This is a genomic window from Nocardia sp. NPDC088792 (genome assembly GCF_044750615.1).
Taxonomy (GTDB): Bacteria; Actinomycetota; Actinomycetes; order Mycobacteriales; family Mycobacteriaceae; genus Nocardia.
Genome location: NZ_JBIVKC010000004.1, coordinates 948,483 through 964,828, shown reverse-complemented (window position 1 = coordinate 964,828; position 16,346 = coordinate 948,483). Strand labels below are relative to the sequence as shown.

Sequence of the window (16,346 nt, the reverse complement as noted above, 5' to 3'; positions counted from 1 at the left end):
CATCCACCGACAGGAGACTTCATGCGTGCCTTGGTCACCGGCGCCGCCGGATTCATCGGCTCGAATCTGGTCGAGCGACTACTCGCCGATGGGCATGACGTGGTCGGTATCGACAATCTGCGCACCGGCAGTACGGCCAATCTGGCCGCCGCCGAAGGGGCGGGCGCGCACTTCGCGTTTATCGAATGCGATATCACCGCACCCGAACTGGTCGGCCTGGTGGCCGTCGCGCACCCGGAAGTCGTGTTTCACCTGGCTGCCCAGGTGGATGTGCGCAAGTCGGTCGCCGACCCGTGGTACGACGCCCGGGTCAATGTGCTCGGCACCGTCAACCTGCTGGAGGCCAGCCGGCGCGCACAGGTGCGCCGGGTCGTGTACGCGGCCTCCGGGGGCTCGCGGTACGGGCGGCCGGAATCCCTTCCGGTGCAGCAGGAAACCGCCGCCAGCCCGGTCTCGCCGTACGCGGCCGCCAAGGTCGCGGGGGAGTATTACCTGCACGCCTACACCGGCCTGTACGGCATGAGCGGGGTCAGCCTGGCCCTCGCGAACGTCTATGGCCCGCACCAGGATCCGCACGGCGAGGCCGGGGTGGTGGCGATCTTCGGCAGCGCGCTGCTCACCGGCCGCCCCACCGCGATCTTCGGCGACGGCAGCGCGACCCGCGACTACATCTATGTCAGCGATGTCGTCGACGCGTTCGTCCGTGCCGCGGCCGCACCCGCCGAGGTCGCGGGCACCTTCAATGTCGGTACGGGTCTGCAGACCTCGACCCTGCAATTGCACGAGTTGATCGCCCAGGCGATCGGAGTGCGGGCGAGACCGTCGTATCGGCCGGCGCGGGCGGGGGAGATCGATGCCATCGCACTGGACTGCGCCACCACCGTGTCGACATTGCAGTGGCAACCCAGGGTGGCCGTGCGCGAGGGCGTCGGCCGCACCATCGAATGGCTCCGCGGCGCACTCGCGGCGAGCCCGGCCGTGTGAGGAACTGTCGTGAAGCGCACCGCCGTATCGAGCGCCCACCTCACCGTCCGCAGCCCTGTTCCGCGCGGACTGTGGCGCGAACTGCATGAATCCGACCGCGATGCCGTGCCGACCCAGGCGGCGGAATGGCTCGACTGTGTGACCGCCGCGGGTCGCTACCGCGATGCCAGTCGCCTCTACGAACTGCCCGGCGGCCGGCTGGCCGTCCTCCCGTTGGTGCGCAGGCGTTTCCCCGGTGGCGGTCCGGTGATCCTGCACTCCATGCCGGACAGTTGGGGATTCGGCGGACTCATCGCACCCGGCGGGGTCGACGCCGAGCTGGTGTCGGCCGTTCTCGACGATCTGTCCGCCACCTCCGCACTGCGGGTGCACCTTCGAGCCAACCCGTTGCATGCAGACGTCTGGGATGCCGCGACGGCCGGCCGCCACGGGGTGACCGCGATACCGTCCCGGGCACATGTCCTCGATCTGTCCGGCGGCTTCGAACAGGTCTGGCGCGATCGTTTCAAGGCGGCCACCCGCACCGACGTCCGCAGGGCGCGCAAGTCCGGCGTGCGCGTCGAAACCGATTCCACCGGGCGGCTGGTCCCCGTCTTCTACGATCTGCTGCTGCGGTCGTTCGATCGCTGGGCCGGGCAACAGCACGAGCCCGCCTGGCTCACCCGGCTGCGCGGGCGGCAGCGCGATCCGATCGGCAAGTTCGGCATCATCGCCGACCGGCTGGGCGACCGTTGCCGAATCTCGGTGGCGTGGGTCGGCGAACGTCCCGCCGCGGCGATCATCGTGCTGCGCGGCGGGGCCAACGCCCACTACACGCGTGGCGCAATGGATCCGGCGGTTACGACCGGGACCCAGGCGAACTGCGCCTTGCACACGGCGGCGATCGAGGAGGCGTGCGCGTCCGGATGCCGGGCCTATCACCTGGGTGAGACCGGCGGATCGGCCGGATTGGCACAGTTCAAGAGCCGATTCGGTGCGCAGCCAACGGATTACGCCCGCTATTGGATCGAACGTGCGCCGCTGTATCGGATGGAAAGCGCGATACGCACCGGCGTCAAGAGGGCGATCGGATTCCGGGATGCGTAGGCCGGCAACCGCACTCATCGCCGGGGTGCTGGCGACCGTCTTGATCGGCTGCGGCGCACCCTCATCACCGCCCTCGTCCACGTCGACTCCGTCTTCCTCCGGGTTCCCGGTTCCCTCGGGCTGGAAGGTCACCTTCGACGACGAATTCGACGGGCCCGCCGGAAAAGCCCCCGATTCGCGCTACTGGCATCCCGATCACGGCGGAACCGGCTGGGGCAATCAGGAATTGCAGTACTACACCCCGAGTGGGAACGCCTTTCTCGACGGCCAGGGACATCTCGTGCTGGAAGCCCGCGCACAATCCGGCGGTATCCGATCCTGCTGGTACGGGCCGTGCCAATACACCAGCGGCAAGGAAATCACCTACCGAGGTGATGCCGCCCTGTTCTCGCAACGCTACGGCCACTTCGAAGTCCGGCTGAAAATGCCCGAAGGATCCGGCCTGCTGGCCGCGTTCTGGCTGCTCGGCGACAATATCAATGACGTCGGCTACCCGGAGTCCGGTGAGATCGATGTCGTCGAGACCCTGGGTAATCAGACCACCGCCGTCGAACAGCACGCGCACGCACCGGGATTGGATTTCGGCTCCGGATTCACCCTGCCGAGCGACCGGTCCATCAGCGACTGGCACACCTACGCCGTGACCTGGACGCCCACCGAAATCGACTGGGAGGTGGACGGACAGACGACACAGACCCTGACCAAGCAGCAGGCGGCGAGCCGCTGGGACTTCGACCATCCCTTCTACCTGTTGTTCAGCCTCGCGGTGGGCGGCAACTGGCCCGGGCCACCCGACGCCGGCACGCAATTCCCGGCACGGATGCTCATCGACTACGTCCGGGTGTTCGACGAGGCATCCTGAACCGTGACGCGCGAGCCGGCCTCCGGGGCCGGTTCCGCTGTTACCCGCGCAAATTGCGGTCGAACAGCGACAACAGTTCGCGGTAGTGCCGTTCCGTCGCCTCGGGGTCGTAGGCGGAGGTATCGGCCTGGGTGTAGCCGTGCTGGGATCCCTCGTAGACCTCGGTGCGGTGGCGGACGCCGGCGGCCTCGAGCGCCTTGTCGAATTGGGCGGTGTGTTCCGGAGCCCGCTCGTGATCCGCGCCGGCATGCGCGAAGTACAGCTCCGCCGTGATGTTTCCGACGATCAGATGCGGACTGTCCGGGGTGTCGGTAACGAGCGGCCCACCGTGGAATCCGGCCACCGCCGCAATCCGATCGGGGAACATGGCCGCGGCCAGCACCGCCAGCCGCGCACCCATGCAGTAGCCGGTCAGCCCGACCTTCCCCGCCGCAACCCGCGGCGACGCCGCAAGCCACCCGAGATAGGCCCCGACATCGGACCGCACCCGCTCCGGCGTGAGCTCACGAATCATCGGAAAGACCTGCTGAAAGATCTCCGGCCGCTCCGCCGGGTCGATGAAGTCCGGCAACTCGACCACCGGCGCCCGCCCATGCCGGTAATAGGCATTCGGCAGCAGCACGGTATAACCGCGTCCGGCAATACGATCGGCCAGCAACCGCAAGCTCGGCCGCAACCCGAAACCATCCTGAATCACCAGCACCCCCGGATGGGCGGCGCCGTCATCGGGGTAAACGACATACGCGTCGGCGACACCATCGGGCGTCTGCACATCGACCGAACTACCCTGTACTGCAGTCATTATTGGATCCTCCTGTCGTGGTTGATGTCCCGTGCTCAACACAACAAAAGGGGGAGCCCGAGCAACACCGCCGGATCCTCGATCGAAAACCGGGCCCACACCCGCCCGCGCGGCGCTCAGAACAGCACCGGGTAGCCAATCCATGTGTGGCGCAACGCCGTCCCGGTAGTCATCACTTGACACCGTAACTCGGCGTGACTTTCCGCGCCACCCGACTCCACCTGCCGAGCTGCGCGACGAGGTGCGCTGTGCGGATCGGGAGTCCGCGTAAGCCGTCCTCGCGCAGGGCAAGGACGGTGAGGAGTACCCGTGTTCGTGGTGGGAGGCCGGGTGGTCGGCATACGGCGCAGTGCCCGGGGCGGTGGCCGAGTAGATGGCGGCAGGCTTCTGCCAGGCCGGCCTGGTAGGCGCGGTGGGTTCGGGTGGTGCGCGCGGCGCGTATGCGGGTGTCGGCATTGCGTGGGGCGAAGGACAGTTGCGCTGAGCGGAGGAGGGGCAGGTCCTCGGCGCTGTCGCCTACCGTCATTCGATGCTCGGCGGCCGGTATTCGTTGTGTCAGCGCTGTCAGGCCGGTTGCCTTGTCGACGCGGGCGATCACGATGTCGGTTTGGCCTTCGCCGGTGACGAATCGCAGGTCCGAGGGGGCGAAGGTGGATAGGGCGTTGATCATTTCCGGTGGAAGTGGGCCACCGGCTGCGCGGGCGCGGATGCTGTGGCGGTAGCCGTCGACCACCTCGATGTGCGGGTCTGCGCGTAGTTTCGCGCGTATTCGATCCAGCAGGCGCCGTTCGGTATCGGTGAGCAGGTCTGTCTCCCGGTTCGTGGCGGCGTCGTAGATGACCGATCCGTACTCGGCGACCGCGCCTGCGAGGCCGAAGATCCGGCATCGGTCGCGCGCATCGTCGATGCTGCGGCCGGTCGCGATCACTGGACGGTATCCGTGTGCGAGCAATGCCCGTAGGGTCAGTACCCCGATGGGTGATGTGGTGGGGAAGCCGAGCGGACCGGTTTCGAGTACGCCGTCGAGATCGAGGGCGCAGATCGGCCCGGTGGTCGGTTGCGGGTGTGGCAGTAGACATTCCGCGAGATAGTCGTGCACGACGGCCGCGCACCGCCGGTCGAGTTCCGCGGCATCGGCCTTGCCTGTGCGACCGAGCTGCCAGAGGTGCACCAGGCGGTAGAGCAGCCACCGTTCACCGTCCACGTCACGGCCTGTTCGGGATTCGAAACTCGATCGCAGTGCTCGCGCGAACGCGCCATCGGGTGCGTCGACCGATGCTCCCGCGAGGTCGAATACCGCGTCGTAGCAAGCTAATTGGCGATTGCCGAACGCCGATCGATGAAATGCCACCTTGCGCAGTGCCTGCGGCACAATCGGATCGGACACCCAATGCCGGCGTTCCGTAGCGCCGTCGACGATGCAAGGCCGCTCCACGGTCAGGAGCATGCGGGTCATCGGTTCCAGCAGGAGCAATCGCGCGATCGGACCGAGCGCTCCGAATTCCCCGCTGAGCAGATAGGCCGCGACTTCCCAGATCGGACCACGTCCGCGCAATACTCCGGAAGGATCCCGAGGAGTGGAGAGCCGTTGCTGACGTTGCGCGACATACTCGGCAATGTGATTTGCCACGAGGGCCGAATCAGCCTGCGGCCCTGCGGGTATCCATTCGCGATACAGCAGTCCGTCCGCGAACCCGTATACCCGCGGCACCTCGGCGGCCAACCGTTCGCCGACCAATACGGCATGCCGACCCCACAGCCCCTGACCGGCGCCTTCGACCATGAGTTCACGCGTCTCCGAGCGCTCGCCGTCCGTGTCGGTGAACGGGACCGAGTACCTGGCACACAGATGATCGCGGTCCGGCGCAATCGATTCGGGGTGCGCGATCGGTAAACCGACACGCCACTCCGGGCCTGCCAGTGCAGCGACTGCGGCCTGAACCGATCGTGGCGTGAGCAATTCGTGCACGGCCCACTCGCGCCACGGCAGTTGCACTACCGGCCAGTGCTGCAGGGACTCCGGAATCTCGTCGGCGCCGGCACCCGTCGCTACCACCAGAACAATGCGATCCTCATCGACTCCGGCCGCCGCGAGCGCTCGCGCCGATGCCGCCAGGGAACGTCCCGACACCGGTGGATCATCGATCAACAGCATCCGTCCACCCGCGCGTGCACAGTCTCGCAAGGCATTCCGCTCGCCGCGCCGCCACGGTCGCCCCGGCCGGTAGCTAGCCACCTGCGCACCCGAGCGTCCCTGCGCTCGTAGCGCCGCGACCAGTAGCGGCGCCAGATAGCAGCCGGATGTCCGGACCCCGACCACATAAAGGAGCTGATCGCTCGGCGCCTCCACCTCGGCAAGCAGCTTCGCCGCCAGCCTGCGCAGATCATCGGGCGACTGATCGATGTCCCGGAAGCAGGCCGGAAGCCGCAGCACATCGTCTCCCAGCACCCCTGCCACCGGTTCGATCTCACCTACCAGTGCGGCAACAAGCAACGGATCGTCCACTCCGTTCGCCGGTGCGAGCAGTCGGGCCGCCAACCGGACAGTGAGCGTGGCCAGCGCCCGCTGTGCTCGGGTCAAGCGGCGCAGCCGCCCCGGGCCGGTCACATCGACCGCGATGGCGACCGACGCCGCGACCCGACCGGCCATCCTGGTGGGTGGCGAAGTCCGGGACTCCGTCAGATACGAGGCAATGCGCCTGAGTTGCAGCCGATCCGGATGCAGCTGATCCTCGACCATCTGCCACAGCCCGCACGCCGACAGATACGCGTCGAGCCAGTCATCGGCCGCGACCGACTCGCGAAGGGACCTGCACAGTGCGTCGGCAGACTGCAGCAGATCGATCGCGGCAGGACCGGTGACCGGCGCGTTCTCGATGTGGATATCCTCTCCCACAAGCCATATCGGCATCGGGAAATCGCCGATACGATGTCTGAATCGAACCAGTGACGAGTCCGGCGCCGAGAGACGCGTGGCTGCGGGTACTGTCGGCGGACCCGACCGCGGCGCCGTCACAGACGCCGGCCTGGCTCGACTGCGTATGCCGCAGTGACGGGTGGCACGACGCCAGCCGATTGTATCGAATGCCCAACGGCCGCAACCTGATACTTCCGCTGGTGCGCCGCCCACTCGTGGGTACATCAATCCGGGGACCGGCGCCCGCTGTGCAGGCGTCCTTTCCGCACGGCTGGGGGACCGGCGGCGTGCTCGCCCCGGGCGGCGCCACCGCGGAAGACATCGCCGTCGTGTACGCCGACCTGTGCCGAAATTCGGGACTGCGGACCATGATCCGGCCCGGTTATGCCGCGGCCTACGCCTGGGCCGGGGTCTCGGCCGCCGGTCCGCGATCCCGGTTCGGCTACCGCGTGCCGCGCAGCACCCATGTGCTCGACCTTTCCGGCGGCTTCGCCCACGTGTGGTCGCATCGCTTCTCGGGCAAAGCACGCAACGGCATCCGCAATGCCGAACGCAAGGCCGAGCGGGCCGGCATCCGCATCCGAGCCGGCAACTCCCCGGACCTGGTCGCCGATTTCTATCGCGTCTATCTGCGCTGGCTGGAACAGCGCGCACAGCAATGGCGAGCGCTACGACCGCTTGCGCAGCGGTGGAGTGACGCGGAACCGCTGCGCCGCTTCCAGACCGCCGCCGGAATGCTCGGCGCCGACTGCCGCATCTGGGTCGCGGAACTCGACGGCGCTCCCATTGCCGCGAATATCGCCCTCTTCCACGAATACATCGCCGTCGGCTGGCGCGCGTACGGCGACCGCGCGCACGCCGGATCCTCCCGAGCACAGGAACTGCTGCAGTGCCGTTCCATCGAGTACGCGTGCGATATCGGATGCCGCACTTTCGTCATGGGCGAATCCGGCGGAGTGCGCGGGATCCGCCACGTCAAGGAGAGACTCGGAGCCATCGAATACGAGGGCGCGGAGTACACCTTCCAGCGCCTGCCGCTGCCCAGGCTCGACACGGCCCGCACCGCGCTGCGCAGCCGTGCGCTCCGACTCGCATCCTCGCTCAGCCCGCCGGCACCGGTGTGCGGCCCCGGATGGCGTCGATAATGCGATTGGCCCAATCCAGCGGGCGGTCGTCGCCCAGTCGCATGGCCAAGTGCCGCAGCCGGATTCGCTGTTCGAGTGGATCGAGGGCCAAGGCACGGGACAGGGCGGCGGCCAGATCGCCGGGACGGTGCGGGTCGGTGAGTACGGCGGCGTCGCCGAGCGCCGTCGCGGCGCCGGTGTGGCGGGAGAGCACGAGGACTGCGGGTGCGCCGCCCAGCATCATGGCGGCCCAGCGGGCGGCAATGAATTCCTTTGCGGTCAGGTTCATTCCGTCCTGCAGCGAGGTCACCCAGAAGACGTCCGCGGCCAGGTAGTGATCGATGACGTCCGGGAAGGGCAGGTTGCGCGGGATGTAGTCGATCGGCTGCCAGTCCCCGGTGCGCCAGACGCGGTTCAGTTCGGCGATGCGACGCTCCAATTGATCGCGGGTGGTGTCGTAGGCGGTGATGCCGGGCTCCGGCGGGGGACACACCAGGCGAAAAGTCAAGCGGCCGCGGTATTCCGGAGAGCGAGTCAGCAGATCCGCGATGGCCTCGACCTTCTGGACGGGCGCCTTGGCATAGTCGAGGCGTTCGACCGACAGCACCAATCGGTGCGCGGTGGAGGTCGTGCGGGGTGCGCGGTTGCGGGCGAGCGCCTCGACGGCGGTGCGGTCGATACCGAGCGGGTGGATGCCCACGGCCGGCGGGCCGGGCCGGTCACCGAGCGCGCGCCGGAAGTTGCCGGCGAACGCGTCGGTATGGAATCCCGCCCAGTTCAGCATCGCGAGCGAGCAACGCACCTCGTCCGCCACGGGTAGTGCGGCGAACACCTCCGGCGGTGGGAACGGGGTGTGGTGGAACAGCCCGCTGCGCAGGTCGGGCCGCAGTCGGCGCAGTGCCGCCGGCACGAGCCACAGGTTGTAATCGTGCAGCCAGACGGTGGCGCCGGGCGCCGCCCGCGCGCTGATATGCGCGGCGAAACGCCGGTTGACCGACCGGTACACGGCCCAGGCACGCGCATCGAAACGCAGCCGGTGCGGCTCGGACATGAGTATCGGCCACAGCGTTTCCTTGCACGCGCGGTGGAAATAACCACTCCATTCGGCCGCCGTGAGCGGCAGCAGTGAGAGCGGCATCCCCTCCGGCAGCGCGGCGTGGCAGCCGTTCGGGCCGGGCGCCGCGGCAACCCAGATACCGGGCAGGCCCTGATCGAACAGGCCGGTCAAGGTGGGCAGGATCCCATTGGGGCTGGACGGCTCCCGCCCCGTGGCGCCGGATCCGATACCCGGCGGCCGGTGATAGCCGATGACCAGCGAATGCATGCCATGGGAGGCGGAGGCCCGGGAACTTGTCACCGATGAAAACGTAGCATTGTCGCGTATGGAAAGTGCTGCGAATTCTGCTGGTGTAGAACGAGATACAAAAACATACCGTTCTGGATCCGCCGCCGGTGGTCGCGAAATACTCGTTGTGGGAGCATATTTCGCGGATCTGATTTTCCACGGGCTACCCGAGGCTCCACGCCCCGGGCACGAGATCTTCGCCGACGGCTTCGCCATGGTGCCCGGTGGCGCCTACACCCTGGCGATGGCCACGCACCGCCTCGGCCACGATGTCGTCTGGGCGACCGACTTCGGCACCGATCCGTTCAGCGCCTGCGTCCTGCGGGCGGTCCACGCGGAAAGGCTGGACGACACCGCTTTCCGCCACCATGCGAGACCACTGCGCAGTCTCACCGTGGCACTGTCCACCGCACGGGACCGCGCCATGATCAGCTATCAGGATCCCGTCTCCCCCGAACCGATCTCGTCGCTGCTGCTCCGCTACCGCCCGCGACTGCTGATGGTGCCGCAATTGCGCTACGACACCGAGACCCTGCAGTCACTACGGCTCGCCCGCCACCTGGGCACCGCCGTGTTCATGGACTGCCAGGACATACCGGCCGACCTCGGGACGCCGGGAGTCCGCGAGGCCTTGACGCTCACCGACGTCTTCACGCCCAATGCCGCGGAAGCGCTCCGCCTGACCGGTGCGCCGACCCTCGACGAGGCGCTGACCCGGCTCGGCGAACTCGCACCCACCGTGGTCATCAAGCGCGGCCCCGAAGGCGCCACCGCCCTGCACGCGGGCCACCGCTACGACCTTGCGGCACAGCCGGTTCCGGCCCTGGACACCACCGGCGCCGGCGACTGCTTCGACGCCGGCCTGGTCCACGGCCGCCTCGCCGGCTGGTCCCTGCCGGACTGCCTCGCCGCCGCCGTGGCCTGCGGCTCCGCCGTGGTCGGCGGCCCCGGCTCCGTAGCAGCGCCCGATGCCGCCGAGCTCACTCGCCGACTCGGAGGATTGTCCTAGTCCGATGCCGGGAAACACTCGATCGCCCGGGTCCGTTCCACGGCTACGGCACGCCGCGCAGGTAACCGGCAACCGGTGCGGGGATGATGGAGGGATGAGTAGCCGACCGGAAACGCCCTGTGACGAAGACCTGCGGCCAGGGCGGGGACCGGTCTACGTGACGCGTGAAGTTCGATTCGGCCATGCCGAACTATCGGCCGACGCGGAGCGGCCGGGGGGCTGGTTGCTGACCGTCAACGACGTTGCCCAGTCCTATGTCGACCTGGGGGACCCGACCCATCTGGAGCTCGAGTACCTCCGGTACCTGACCTATGTCGTCGCGGTCCTCGAACCCGCCGACGCGCCATTGGATGTGGTGCACATCGGCGGCGGTGGCGGCACCCTGCCGCGCTACCTGTCCGCCGTGCGGCCCGGTTCCCGGCACCTGGTCATCGAGGCCGACGCGGCCCTGGCGGAGTTCGTCGACGAGCATCTGGGCCTGCGGGCGGTGCCCGGCGTCGAACTGCGCATCGGCGACGGCCTCACCGAGATCGCCACTGTCCCAGCGGCTTCCGCGGATCTGGTGATCGCCGATGCCTTCGAGGGACTCCGGATCGCGCGTGGCATCACCGGCCCCGAATTCACCGCTCACGCGGCCCGGGTATTGCGACCCGACGGCATCTACCTCCTCAACCTGGTCGGCACCCGCCACGACCTGGCGGCGATCCGCGCGACCTTCCCGCACCGGGTCCTCGTCGACGGTGACGTGTTCGCCGGCTACACCGGCAACCAGGTCCTCGCCGCCAGTCGCGTTCCCCTACCGCTGGATTCACTGCACCGGCACGTGGAGCAGGCCTGGCCGCCGGCGCGCGTCTGGCCCGAAGACGGGAAGTGAGTGCGTCAGGACTTCGCTTTCTTCGCGCCGCCCCACAGTGATCCCGGATTGGCGCGATCAGGGTAGAGCTGCAACATGGCCTCGTAGAGTTCGGCGACGGTGTCGGTGGCGGCGTCGAGGCGATTGAAGTCGGCCAGGTATTGCTTGGTCTCGGCGAGGATCTTCGGATCGTCGGGGTTGTCGGGGATCTTGTGTCCCGCGATGACGACGGCCGGATCGAGCGCCGCGAGTTTGTCGGTGGCGCGCATCCATTCCCGGCGGGATTCGGTGGTGGTTTCCGCCATGTACTGATGGATGCCGTTGTAGGCGACGTCGCCGGTGACCACCAGGCGCAGGTCGGGCACCCACAGAGCGCTGGTGTCGTGGGTGTCGGTGTAGCCGGTTTCGATCACTTCGAAGGTGTGGCCGTTCATCTCGAAGTGGTCGCCGTCGAGGGGTTCCGGCGCTACCGGCGGCTTCGGGATCCGGCCGGGAAATGCCTTGTCCCAGAAGCTCGCCAGGTATTCGGGACTGCCTTCGTGCGCGGCTTGCCGCGCCGCGGCGGGAGTGGCGATTGCCCGGGCGCCGGGGAAGGCTTCCTTCAGCTGTTTGACGCCGAAGAAGTGATCGCCGTGCCCGTGCGTGATGTAGATGAACTTCAGATTCCGCCCGTGCCCCCGCACCCAGTCGACGAGTTCCTGGTTCTGATCGACCGAAGTGAACGTGTCCACCAGGACCGCATCGGTGTCGTCATAGATGAGGGTGGCGGTATTGACCACCCACTGCAGATCTTCCTTACCCGGCGGAAGGTCCCGGGTGAGCCCGGGCCTGCGACCGCACAGAACATCGAATTGCAGTGCTGCCATCCCCGGAGGCTAGCCGACCAAGCAATCTGATCGCTACCTATACGCCGCTCTCGTATCTGCACTGTTGTGTGAGATGAGCAAGGTTGACAAACATCTGATGTTTATCTTCTACTGGGTCATTCTTGAAATATGGCAACCTGATAGCAAAGGATTCACGGTGAAACGTTCATTGGCTGTCCTGGGCGGAATGGTCCTGATCTTCGGCGCAGCGGCCTGCTCGCACGACTCGACCCCGTCCCCGGCGCCGAGCAGCAGCGCCACCGCGACCAAAACCACCAGCGCGACCCCGACCACCACCGCGGTCCAGGCGCCACCGGTAGCGCCCACGACGGTGGCGCCACCCCGGCCCACCACCAATCCGGGACAGCGCGGCGCGGACGGTTCCACCGGCAATAACCTGAGCGCGGAATACTGTGCGAAGAACCAGGATCCGGGCTGCCCGGTCGGCAGCTACATCGGCCCCAACGCCATCCCGAACCCCAATGGCGACGGCAGCTGGGTCCCGTGCGAGGGCTCGATCTGCACCAACCCCAACCACGGCGCCGGCCCGGACACCACACCGCCCGTCGACACCCCGACCACCACCCCGCAGGACTCCGCACCGGTCGACGGCGCACCCTGCGAAGGCTCCGGCCACTGGGTCCACCTCGAGGGCGGCAATGCCTCGCACTACGGCACCGAATGGCTGTGCCGGCACTGAATTTCGGTGTCAGTCGATTCCGAGGATGAAGTCCAGTTGCAGGCGCCGCACCGTGTCCTCGGCGCGGTCGGGATCGTTGGCGCAGACGGCCTCGATGAATTCGCCGCGCAGGGAACGCATCCGGGTGATCGCGGTGATGTCGCCCGGGAGGTCGGCCTGGTTCTCGAAGATCGCCGCGGCGAGATGTTTGTGGATCTCGGCGAGCAGGCGGTTGCCGGTGATCGCCGTGATCTTGTCGAAGAGCGCCTGCATCGTGGGAAGCGTCTCGGCCAGCGAATCCGCCTGTGCCGCATCCGCTTCCGCCGTCGCGAGCAGCTCGCGCAGCCGGCCGGCGTCGGCCGGGGTGCAGCGTTGCGCCGCGAGGCGGGCGGTGTGTTGTTCGAGCATGGCCCGGATCTCCACCGCCTCGCGCAGGTCGGCGTGGGCGATGCGGTCGCGCAGGGCGAACTCCAGCGTGCTGTCCGAACGGACGTAGGTGCCGTCGCCGGCGCGGGCCTCGAGCATGCGGGTGTGCACCAGTGACCGCAAGGCCTCCCGCACCGTACTGCGGCTCACCCCCAGCGTCTGCATGAGCACGGGCTCTGCCGGAATCTTGGTGCCGACCGCCCATTCGCCGGTGACGATCCGGTTCCGCAGTTCGTCGGCGATCTGCTGGGACAGGGTGGCGCTGCGGACGGGCTTGGCCAGATCGGCCACGATTGAACCTCCCGATCGATGCCGGTGTGCGGTCGTCCGGCGCGGCAGGATGGCCGGACCTGGAAATAGCTGCCTGATAGCCATTTCGAATATTCGACCAGTCCACACAAACATCAGACGTTTGTCAACCAAGCGGTTCGATGCCCTCCGGGCACGCGTCCTGTTCGAGTCCGGCTTGCCAGCGGGCCTCTACTTTGCCGTAACGCCACAACAGCAATGCGAGGATCCAGGTGGCCGCGAACAGCCCGGCGATGGCGAAACCGGCCTTGTTGATGTCGAAGTCGGCCATGAAATCCCAGAAGGGGCCGTTCAAATGGAGTTCGCTGGTCAGGACGCCCAGCGCTTCGATCGTGCCGATGAGGAACGCCGCCGCGATGGACAGGCCGGTGATGACGAGGTTGTAGTAGACCTTGCGCACGGGGCGGGCGAAGGCCCAGCCGTAGGCGAAGTTCATGAAACAGCCGTCGAGGGTGTCGAACAGGACCATGCCCGCGGAGAAGAGGATCGGCAGGGCGAGCACCGCGTAGAACGGTAGCCCGGAAGTGGCGGCATAGGCCGTGGCGGCCAGCAGGACGACCTCGGTGGCGGTATCGAATCCGATCCCGAACACCAGACCCACGAAGAACAACTGCCAGGTGTGGTTGATCGAGCGCATGAACCGGCCGAAGAACCGCCACATCAGGCCGCGGGCCTGCAATTGCCGCTCGAGTTCCGCCTCGTCGTAGACGCCGCGCCGCATATCGCGGAAGACCTTGAAAATCCCCAGCAGCACAATCAGATTCAGCGCCGCGATCAGATACAGGAACCCGGCCGCCGTCAGCGTGCCGATCGCCCCGCCGACCGTCTCATAGGTGGAGGCGGGGTCCACCATGGCGCCGAATACCGCCTTCGCCGCGAAGGTGATGCCGACCCCGACCGCCACCACGATCGTGGAATGCCCCAGCGCGAAGAAGAATCCACTGGCCAACGGCCGCTTGCCATCCGCCATGAGTTTGCGGGTGGAATTGTCGATGGCAGAGATGTGGTCGGCGTCGAAGGCATGCCGCGCGCCCAGCGTCCACGCGGTGACCGCAACCCCCAATCCGATGCCCAGCCCGGTATATCGGAAGTGGTGCGGCAGCACCGTGATCACGTAGATACCCCAGCCGAACATATTGAGCGCGAGGATGACCAGGGCCATCGACCCCAATCGTCCCCACTCGGCGGGATGCAGGGCGCCGGCGATCGAGCGGGTCCGGGCAGCGAAGACTGACAACATGGCATCCTCCTCGGGATGCTCACAGGCACAGGGGATTCCACAGAGGTATCCGGGTTCGTCCGGACTTCGTTGTGGCTGCGGCGTTTCCGACACCGTCGGATACGTTTCAGGGTAAGGCCCGCCGCACTACACCTGCAAGCCTGCATAGCTGTCTAGGTATCCGAGGTGTGGAAGAGTGGTGACATGCACCTCGTGCCGCCCGAGCGGGCCGGTCAGCCCGCCATCGACGAGCATCGGGCTTGCGAAGCCATCGAGGCGCTGGGCGATCCCGGGCACGTTGCCGCCTGGGCCGAAAGGTTCGCTCTGGTCAGCGATCCGAACCGGCTCGCAATCCTGCTCTCCGTCGATCGCGCGGGCCCGATCAGTGTCACCGATCTGGCCTTGGCCACCGGCCTCACCGCCACCTCGGTCTCCCAAGTGCTGCGGCTGCTCCGGGCTTCCGGCGCCGTCAGCGGAACCCGCGACGGCCGGGTGATCCGCTACCGGCTCACCGACCGCACCCTCGGCCCGATACTGGCCATGGCCCGCGCCACGCACTCCGCCGCCCGCGCGGACCACCGGTAATCACTGTCCGATCAGGTGGCCGGCACCTGCTGCTGGAACCAGGTGAGGATCTGCGGGAGGGCGACGTGAACCGTTGTCGTATGGTCGATTCGGCCGAGGTCCGTGAGGCTGGCCTGGTCACTGTGCAGGGCTTGCAGGCAATGCTGGGCGTTGGCGATCGGGACATTGCGGTCGCCGGATGCGGCGTAGAGGTGGACCGGGATGTTCGGGGTCCAGTCGCAGGTGCCGTCGCTGGCGTTCATGGCTTGCAGGAGTGGGCCGGTGGGGTTGGCGAGGGCGGCGCTGACGAAGGCGGGCTGCAGGAGTTTGTCGGGGGTGGGCGGCAGGGCCTTGCCGATCGCTGATTCGTCGTGCTTGCCGTCGAAGAGTTGCGCTGCGTCGGTGTAGGGCGGTTGGAAGGCTTCGGCCGGATTGTCGTACAGGTGGTAGATGCGGTTCATCGAGGTGAGCCAGTACGCGAAGTAGAAGACCGCGTCGGCGGGGGAGACGCGGCCGTCCAGGCCCGCGGGGAATTCGACGTGCTGTACGTCGTAGGGGCCACTGACGGGGGCCAGCGCCGCGAGTCCGAAACCGGGGATCTGGTTGCCCTGCAAGGCTTTACCGACGGCCGTGGCCGCCTCGCCGCCCTGCGAGAAGCCCGTGACCAGAAGGTTCGGATCGAGGTCGCGGTGCTGCTGCGTGGCGAGGGTGCGGGCGGCCGTGAGCAAATCGGCCGAGGCGCTGACCTCCGTGGGTGCGTGCGTGTACGGGTGCGGTCCGGGGCCGACGCCGAGTCCCAGGTAGTCGGGCGCGACCGCCGCATAACCCGCGGCCGCGAACATGATCGTGCGGGCCCGGTCCGGACGGGTATCGCCATTGACCGAGGGCGCATCGCTCGCCAGCGCCAGCGTGCCGTGCTCGTAGGCGACGACGCGCAGCCGATGGGAATCGTTGCGCGGCAGGACGATCAGGCCGCTCGCCGTGGTCGGGCCGCCGTCTGCGGCGATGGTCCGGTACACGACGCGATACGCGTCGACGCCATTGCGCACGGGGGTACCGAACTTGCCTTTGCCGAGGTACGTGGCCGTCTCCTCCGTGGTCAGTTGCTCGACCGGAGTGGAGGAGACGATATCGCCGCGTACCGGCTGTGGGCCGGAAGTTGTCGGCCCGCTGCCGTTCTCGGCGTGTGTGGTGCATGCGGTCGGTGCGCAGAGCAGCGCGGTCAGGCCGAGCGCGGTCAGGAAGCGTTTCGTTCGCATGACGTCACAGTACGATCGCAAACAACTCTTTGCAAAGTAAAT

14 protein-coding genes and 1 pseudogene are annotated in these 16,346 nt (G+C 67.5%); 8 read left to right on the top strand and 7 right to left on the bottom strand.

What is annotated here, in order from left to right:
* The first annotated feature begins 21 nt into the window (after positions 1 to 21).
* From ACIP5Y_RS31220 to ACIP5Y_RS31210, 3 genes are read left to right on the top strand one after another with little or no spacing between them, the layout of a single operon-like run.
* Positions 22 to 984 (top strand): NAD-dependent epimerase/dehydratase family protein, encoded by a 963-nt coding sequence (locus ACIP5Y_RS31220; protein ID WP_400355488.1) that lies wholly within the window; start codon positions 22 to 24, stop codon positions 982 to 984.
* Positions 985 to 993: 9 nt separating this feature from the next.
* Positions 994 to 2,070 (top strand): GNAT family N-acetyltransferase, encoded by a 1,077-nt coding sequence (locus ACIP5Y_RS31215; RefSeq protein ID WP_400355486.1) that lies wholly within the window; start codon positions 994 to 996, stop codon positions 2,068 to 2,070.
* Positions 2,063 to 2,932 (top strand): family 16 glycosylhydrolase, encoded by an 870-nt coding sequence (locus tag ACIP5Y_RS31210; protein WP_400355484.1) that lies wholly within the window; start codon positions 2,063 to 2,065, stop codon positions 2,930 to 2,932. Before ACIP5Y_RS31215 ends, ACIP5Y_RS31210 begins: the two co-directional genes overlap by 8 nt.
* A 40-nt stretch (positions 2,933 to 2,972) precedes the next feature.
* Here the strand turns inward: ACIP5Y_RS31210 and ACIP5Y_RS31205 are convergent, their stop codons facing one another.
* Both ACIP5Y_RS31205 and ACIP5Y_RS31200 read right to left on the bottom strand, forming a co-directional pair.
* Positions 2,973 to 3,734, bottom strand: coding sequence for a dienelactone hydrolase family protein (locus tag ACIP5Y_RS31205; RefSeq protein WP_400355483.1), 762 nt, complete (start codon positions 3,732 to 3,734; stop codon positions 2,973 to 2,975).
* Positions 3,735 to 3,906: 172 nt separating this feature from the next.
* Entirely contained in the window at positions 3,907 to 6,630 is a 2,724-nt protein-coding gene (locus ACIP5Y_RS31200) for an HAD hydrolase family protein (RefSeq protein WP_400355481.1), read from the bottom strand.
* Positions 6,631 to 6,866: 236 nt separating this feature from the next.
* Between ACIP5Y_RS31200 and ACIP5Y_RS31195 the strand changes: the two genes are divergently transcribed.
* Positions 6,867 to 7,796 carry a GNAT family N-acetyltransferase gene (locus tag ACIP5Y_RS31195; RefSeq protein ID WP_400355479.1) on the top strand — a complete coding sequence of 310 codons (930 nt, stop codon included), beginning with the start codon at positions 6,867 to 6,869 and terminating at the stop codon, positions 7,794 to 7,796.
* On the opposite strand, the gene ACIP5Y_RS31190 is transcribed toward ACIP5Y_RS31195, so the two are convergent.
* A complete protein-coding gene (locus ACIP5Y_RS31190; protein WP_400355477.1) occupies positions 7,753 to 9,132 on the bottom strand; it encodes a trehalose-6-phosphate synthase in 1,380 nt (459 codons plus the stop codon). The two genes, ACIP5Y_RS31195 and ACIP5Y_RS31190, sit on opposite strands and share 44 nt — an antisense overlap.
* 115 nt (positions 9,133 to 9,247) lie before the next feature.
* Here ACIP5Y_RS31190 and ACIP5Y_RS31185 point away from each other — a divergent pair, with 115 nt between their 5' ends.
* Both ACIP5Y_RS31185 and ACIP5Y_RS31180 read left to right on the top strand, forming a co-directional pair.
* Positions 9,248 to 10,129, top strand: coding sequence for a carbohydrate kinase family protein (locus tag ACIP5Y_RS31185; RefSeq protein ID WP_400355475.1), 882 nt, complete (start codon positions 9,248 to 9,250; stop codon positions 10,127 to 10,129).
* A gap of 157 nt (positions 10,130 to 10,286) precedes the next feature.
* Positions 10,287 to 11,003: a spermidine synthase gene (locus ACIP5Y_RS31180; RefSeq protein WP_400355473.1), complete on the top strand. Its 717-nt coding sequence runs from the start codon at positions 10,287 to 10,289 to the stop codon at positions 11,001 to 11,003.
* A gap of 5 nt (positions 11,004 to 11,008) precedes the next feature.
* Here the strand turns inward: ACIP5Y_RS31180 and ACIP5Y_RS31175 are convergent, their stop codons facing one another.
* Positions 11,009 to 11,848, bottom strand: coding sequence for an MBL fold metallo-hydrolase (locus ACIP5Y_RS31175; RefSeq protein ID WP_400355471.1), 840 nt, complete (start codon positions 11,846 to 11,848; stop codon positions 11,009 to 11,011).
* A gap of 355 nt (positions 11,849 to 12,203) precedes the next feature.
* Here ACIP5Y_RS31175 and ACIP5Y_RS31170 point away from each other — a divergent pair.
* Positions 12,204 to 12,548 (top strand): annotated as a pseudogene (locus ACIP5Y_RS31170) (hypothetical protein); the annotation flags it as partial.
* Between the two features lie 9 nt (positions 12,549 to 12,557).
* On the opposite strand, the gene ACIP5Y_RS31165 reads toward ACIP5Y_RS31170, so the two are convergent.
* Both ACIP5Y_RS31165 and ACIP5Y_RS31160 read right to left on the bottom strand, forming a co-directional pair.
* On the bottom strand, positions 12,558 to 13,244 hold the full coding sequence (locus ACIP5Y_RS31165) for a FadR/GntR family transcriptional regulator (RefSeq protein WP_400355469.1): 687 nt from the start codon (positions 13,242 to 13,244) through the stop codon (positions 12,558 to 12,560).
* Between the two features lie 124 nt (positions 13,245 to 13,368).
* Positions 13,369 to 14,502, bottom strand: a complete 1,134-nt coding sequence (locus tag ACIP5Y_RS31160; protein ID WP_400355467.1) for a HoxN/HupN/NixA family nickel/cobalt transporter — start codon at positions 14,500 to 14,502, stop codon at positions 13,369 to 13,371.
* Between the two features lie 183 nt (positions 14,503 to 14,685).
* Here ACIP5Y_RS31160 and ACIP5Y_RS31155 point away from each other — a divergent pair, with 183 nt between their 5' ends.
* A complete protein-coding gene (locus ACIP5Y_RS31155; RefSeq protein WP_400355465.1) occupies positions 14,686 to 15,066 on the top strand; it encodes an ArsR/SmtB family transcription factor in 381 nt (126 codons plus the stop codon).
* 11 nt (positions 15,067 to 15,077) lie between these two features.
* On the opposite strand, the gene ACIP5Y_RS31150 is transcribed toward ACIP5Y_RS31155, so the two are convergent.
* Positions 15,078 to 16,304, bottom strand: a complete 1,227-nt coding sequence (locus ACIP5Y_RS31150; RefSeq protein WP_400355464.1) for a hypothetical protein — start codon at positions 16,302 to 16,304, stop codon at positions 15,078 to 15,080.
* Positions 16,305 to 16,346 lie beyond the last annotated feature (42 nt).

What these genes read in the sequence shown, in the direction of transcription:
- ACIP5Y_RS31220 (WP_400355488.1), top strand. Translation starts at nt 22, where the DNA reads ATGCGTGCCTTGGTCACCGGCGCCGCCGGATTCATCGGCTCGAATCTG.
- ACIP5Y_RS31210 (WP_400355484.1), top strand. Translation starts at nt 2,063, where the DNA reads ATGCGTAGGCCGGCAACCGCACTCATCGCCGGGGTGCTGGCGACCGTC.
- ACIP5Y_RS31205 (WP_400355483.1), bottom strand. Translation starts at nt 3,734, where the DNA reads ATGACTGCAGTACAGGGTAGTTCGGTCGATGTGCAGACGCCCGATGGT.
- ACIP5Y_RS31175 (WP_400355471.1), bottom strand. Translation starts at nt 11,848, where the DNA reads ATGGCAGCACTGCAATTCGATGTTCTGTGCGGTCGCAGGCCCGGGCTC.
- ACIP5Y_RS31160 (WP_400355467.1), bottom strand. Translation starts at nt 14,502, where the DNA reads ATGTTGTCAGTCTTCGCTGCCCGGACCCGCTCGATCGCCGGCGCCCTG.
- ACIP5Y_RS31155 (WP_400355465.1), top strand. Translation starts at nt 14,686, where the DNA reads ATGCACCTCGTGCCGCCCGAGCGGGCCGGTCAGCCCGCCATCGACGAG.
- ACIP5Y_RS31150 (WP_400355464.1), bottom strand. Translation starts at nt 16,304, where the DNA reads ATGCGAACGAAACGCTTCCTGACCGCGCTCGGCCTGACCGCGCTGCTC.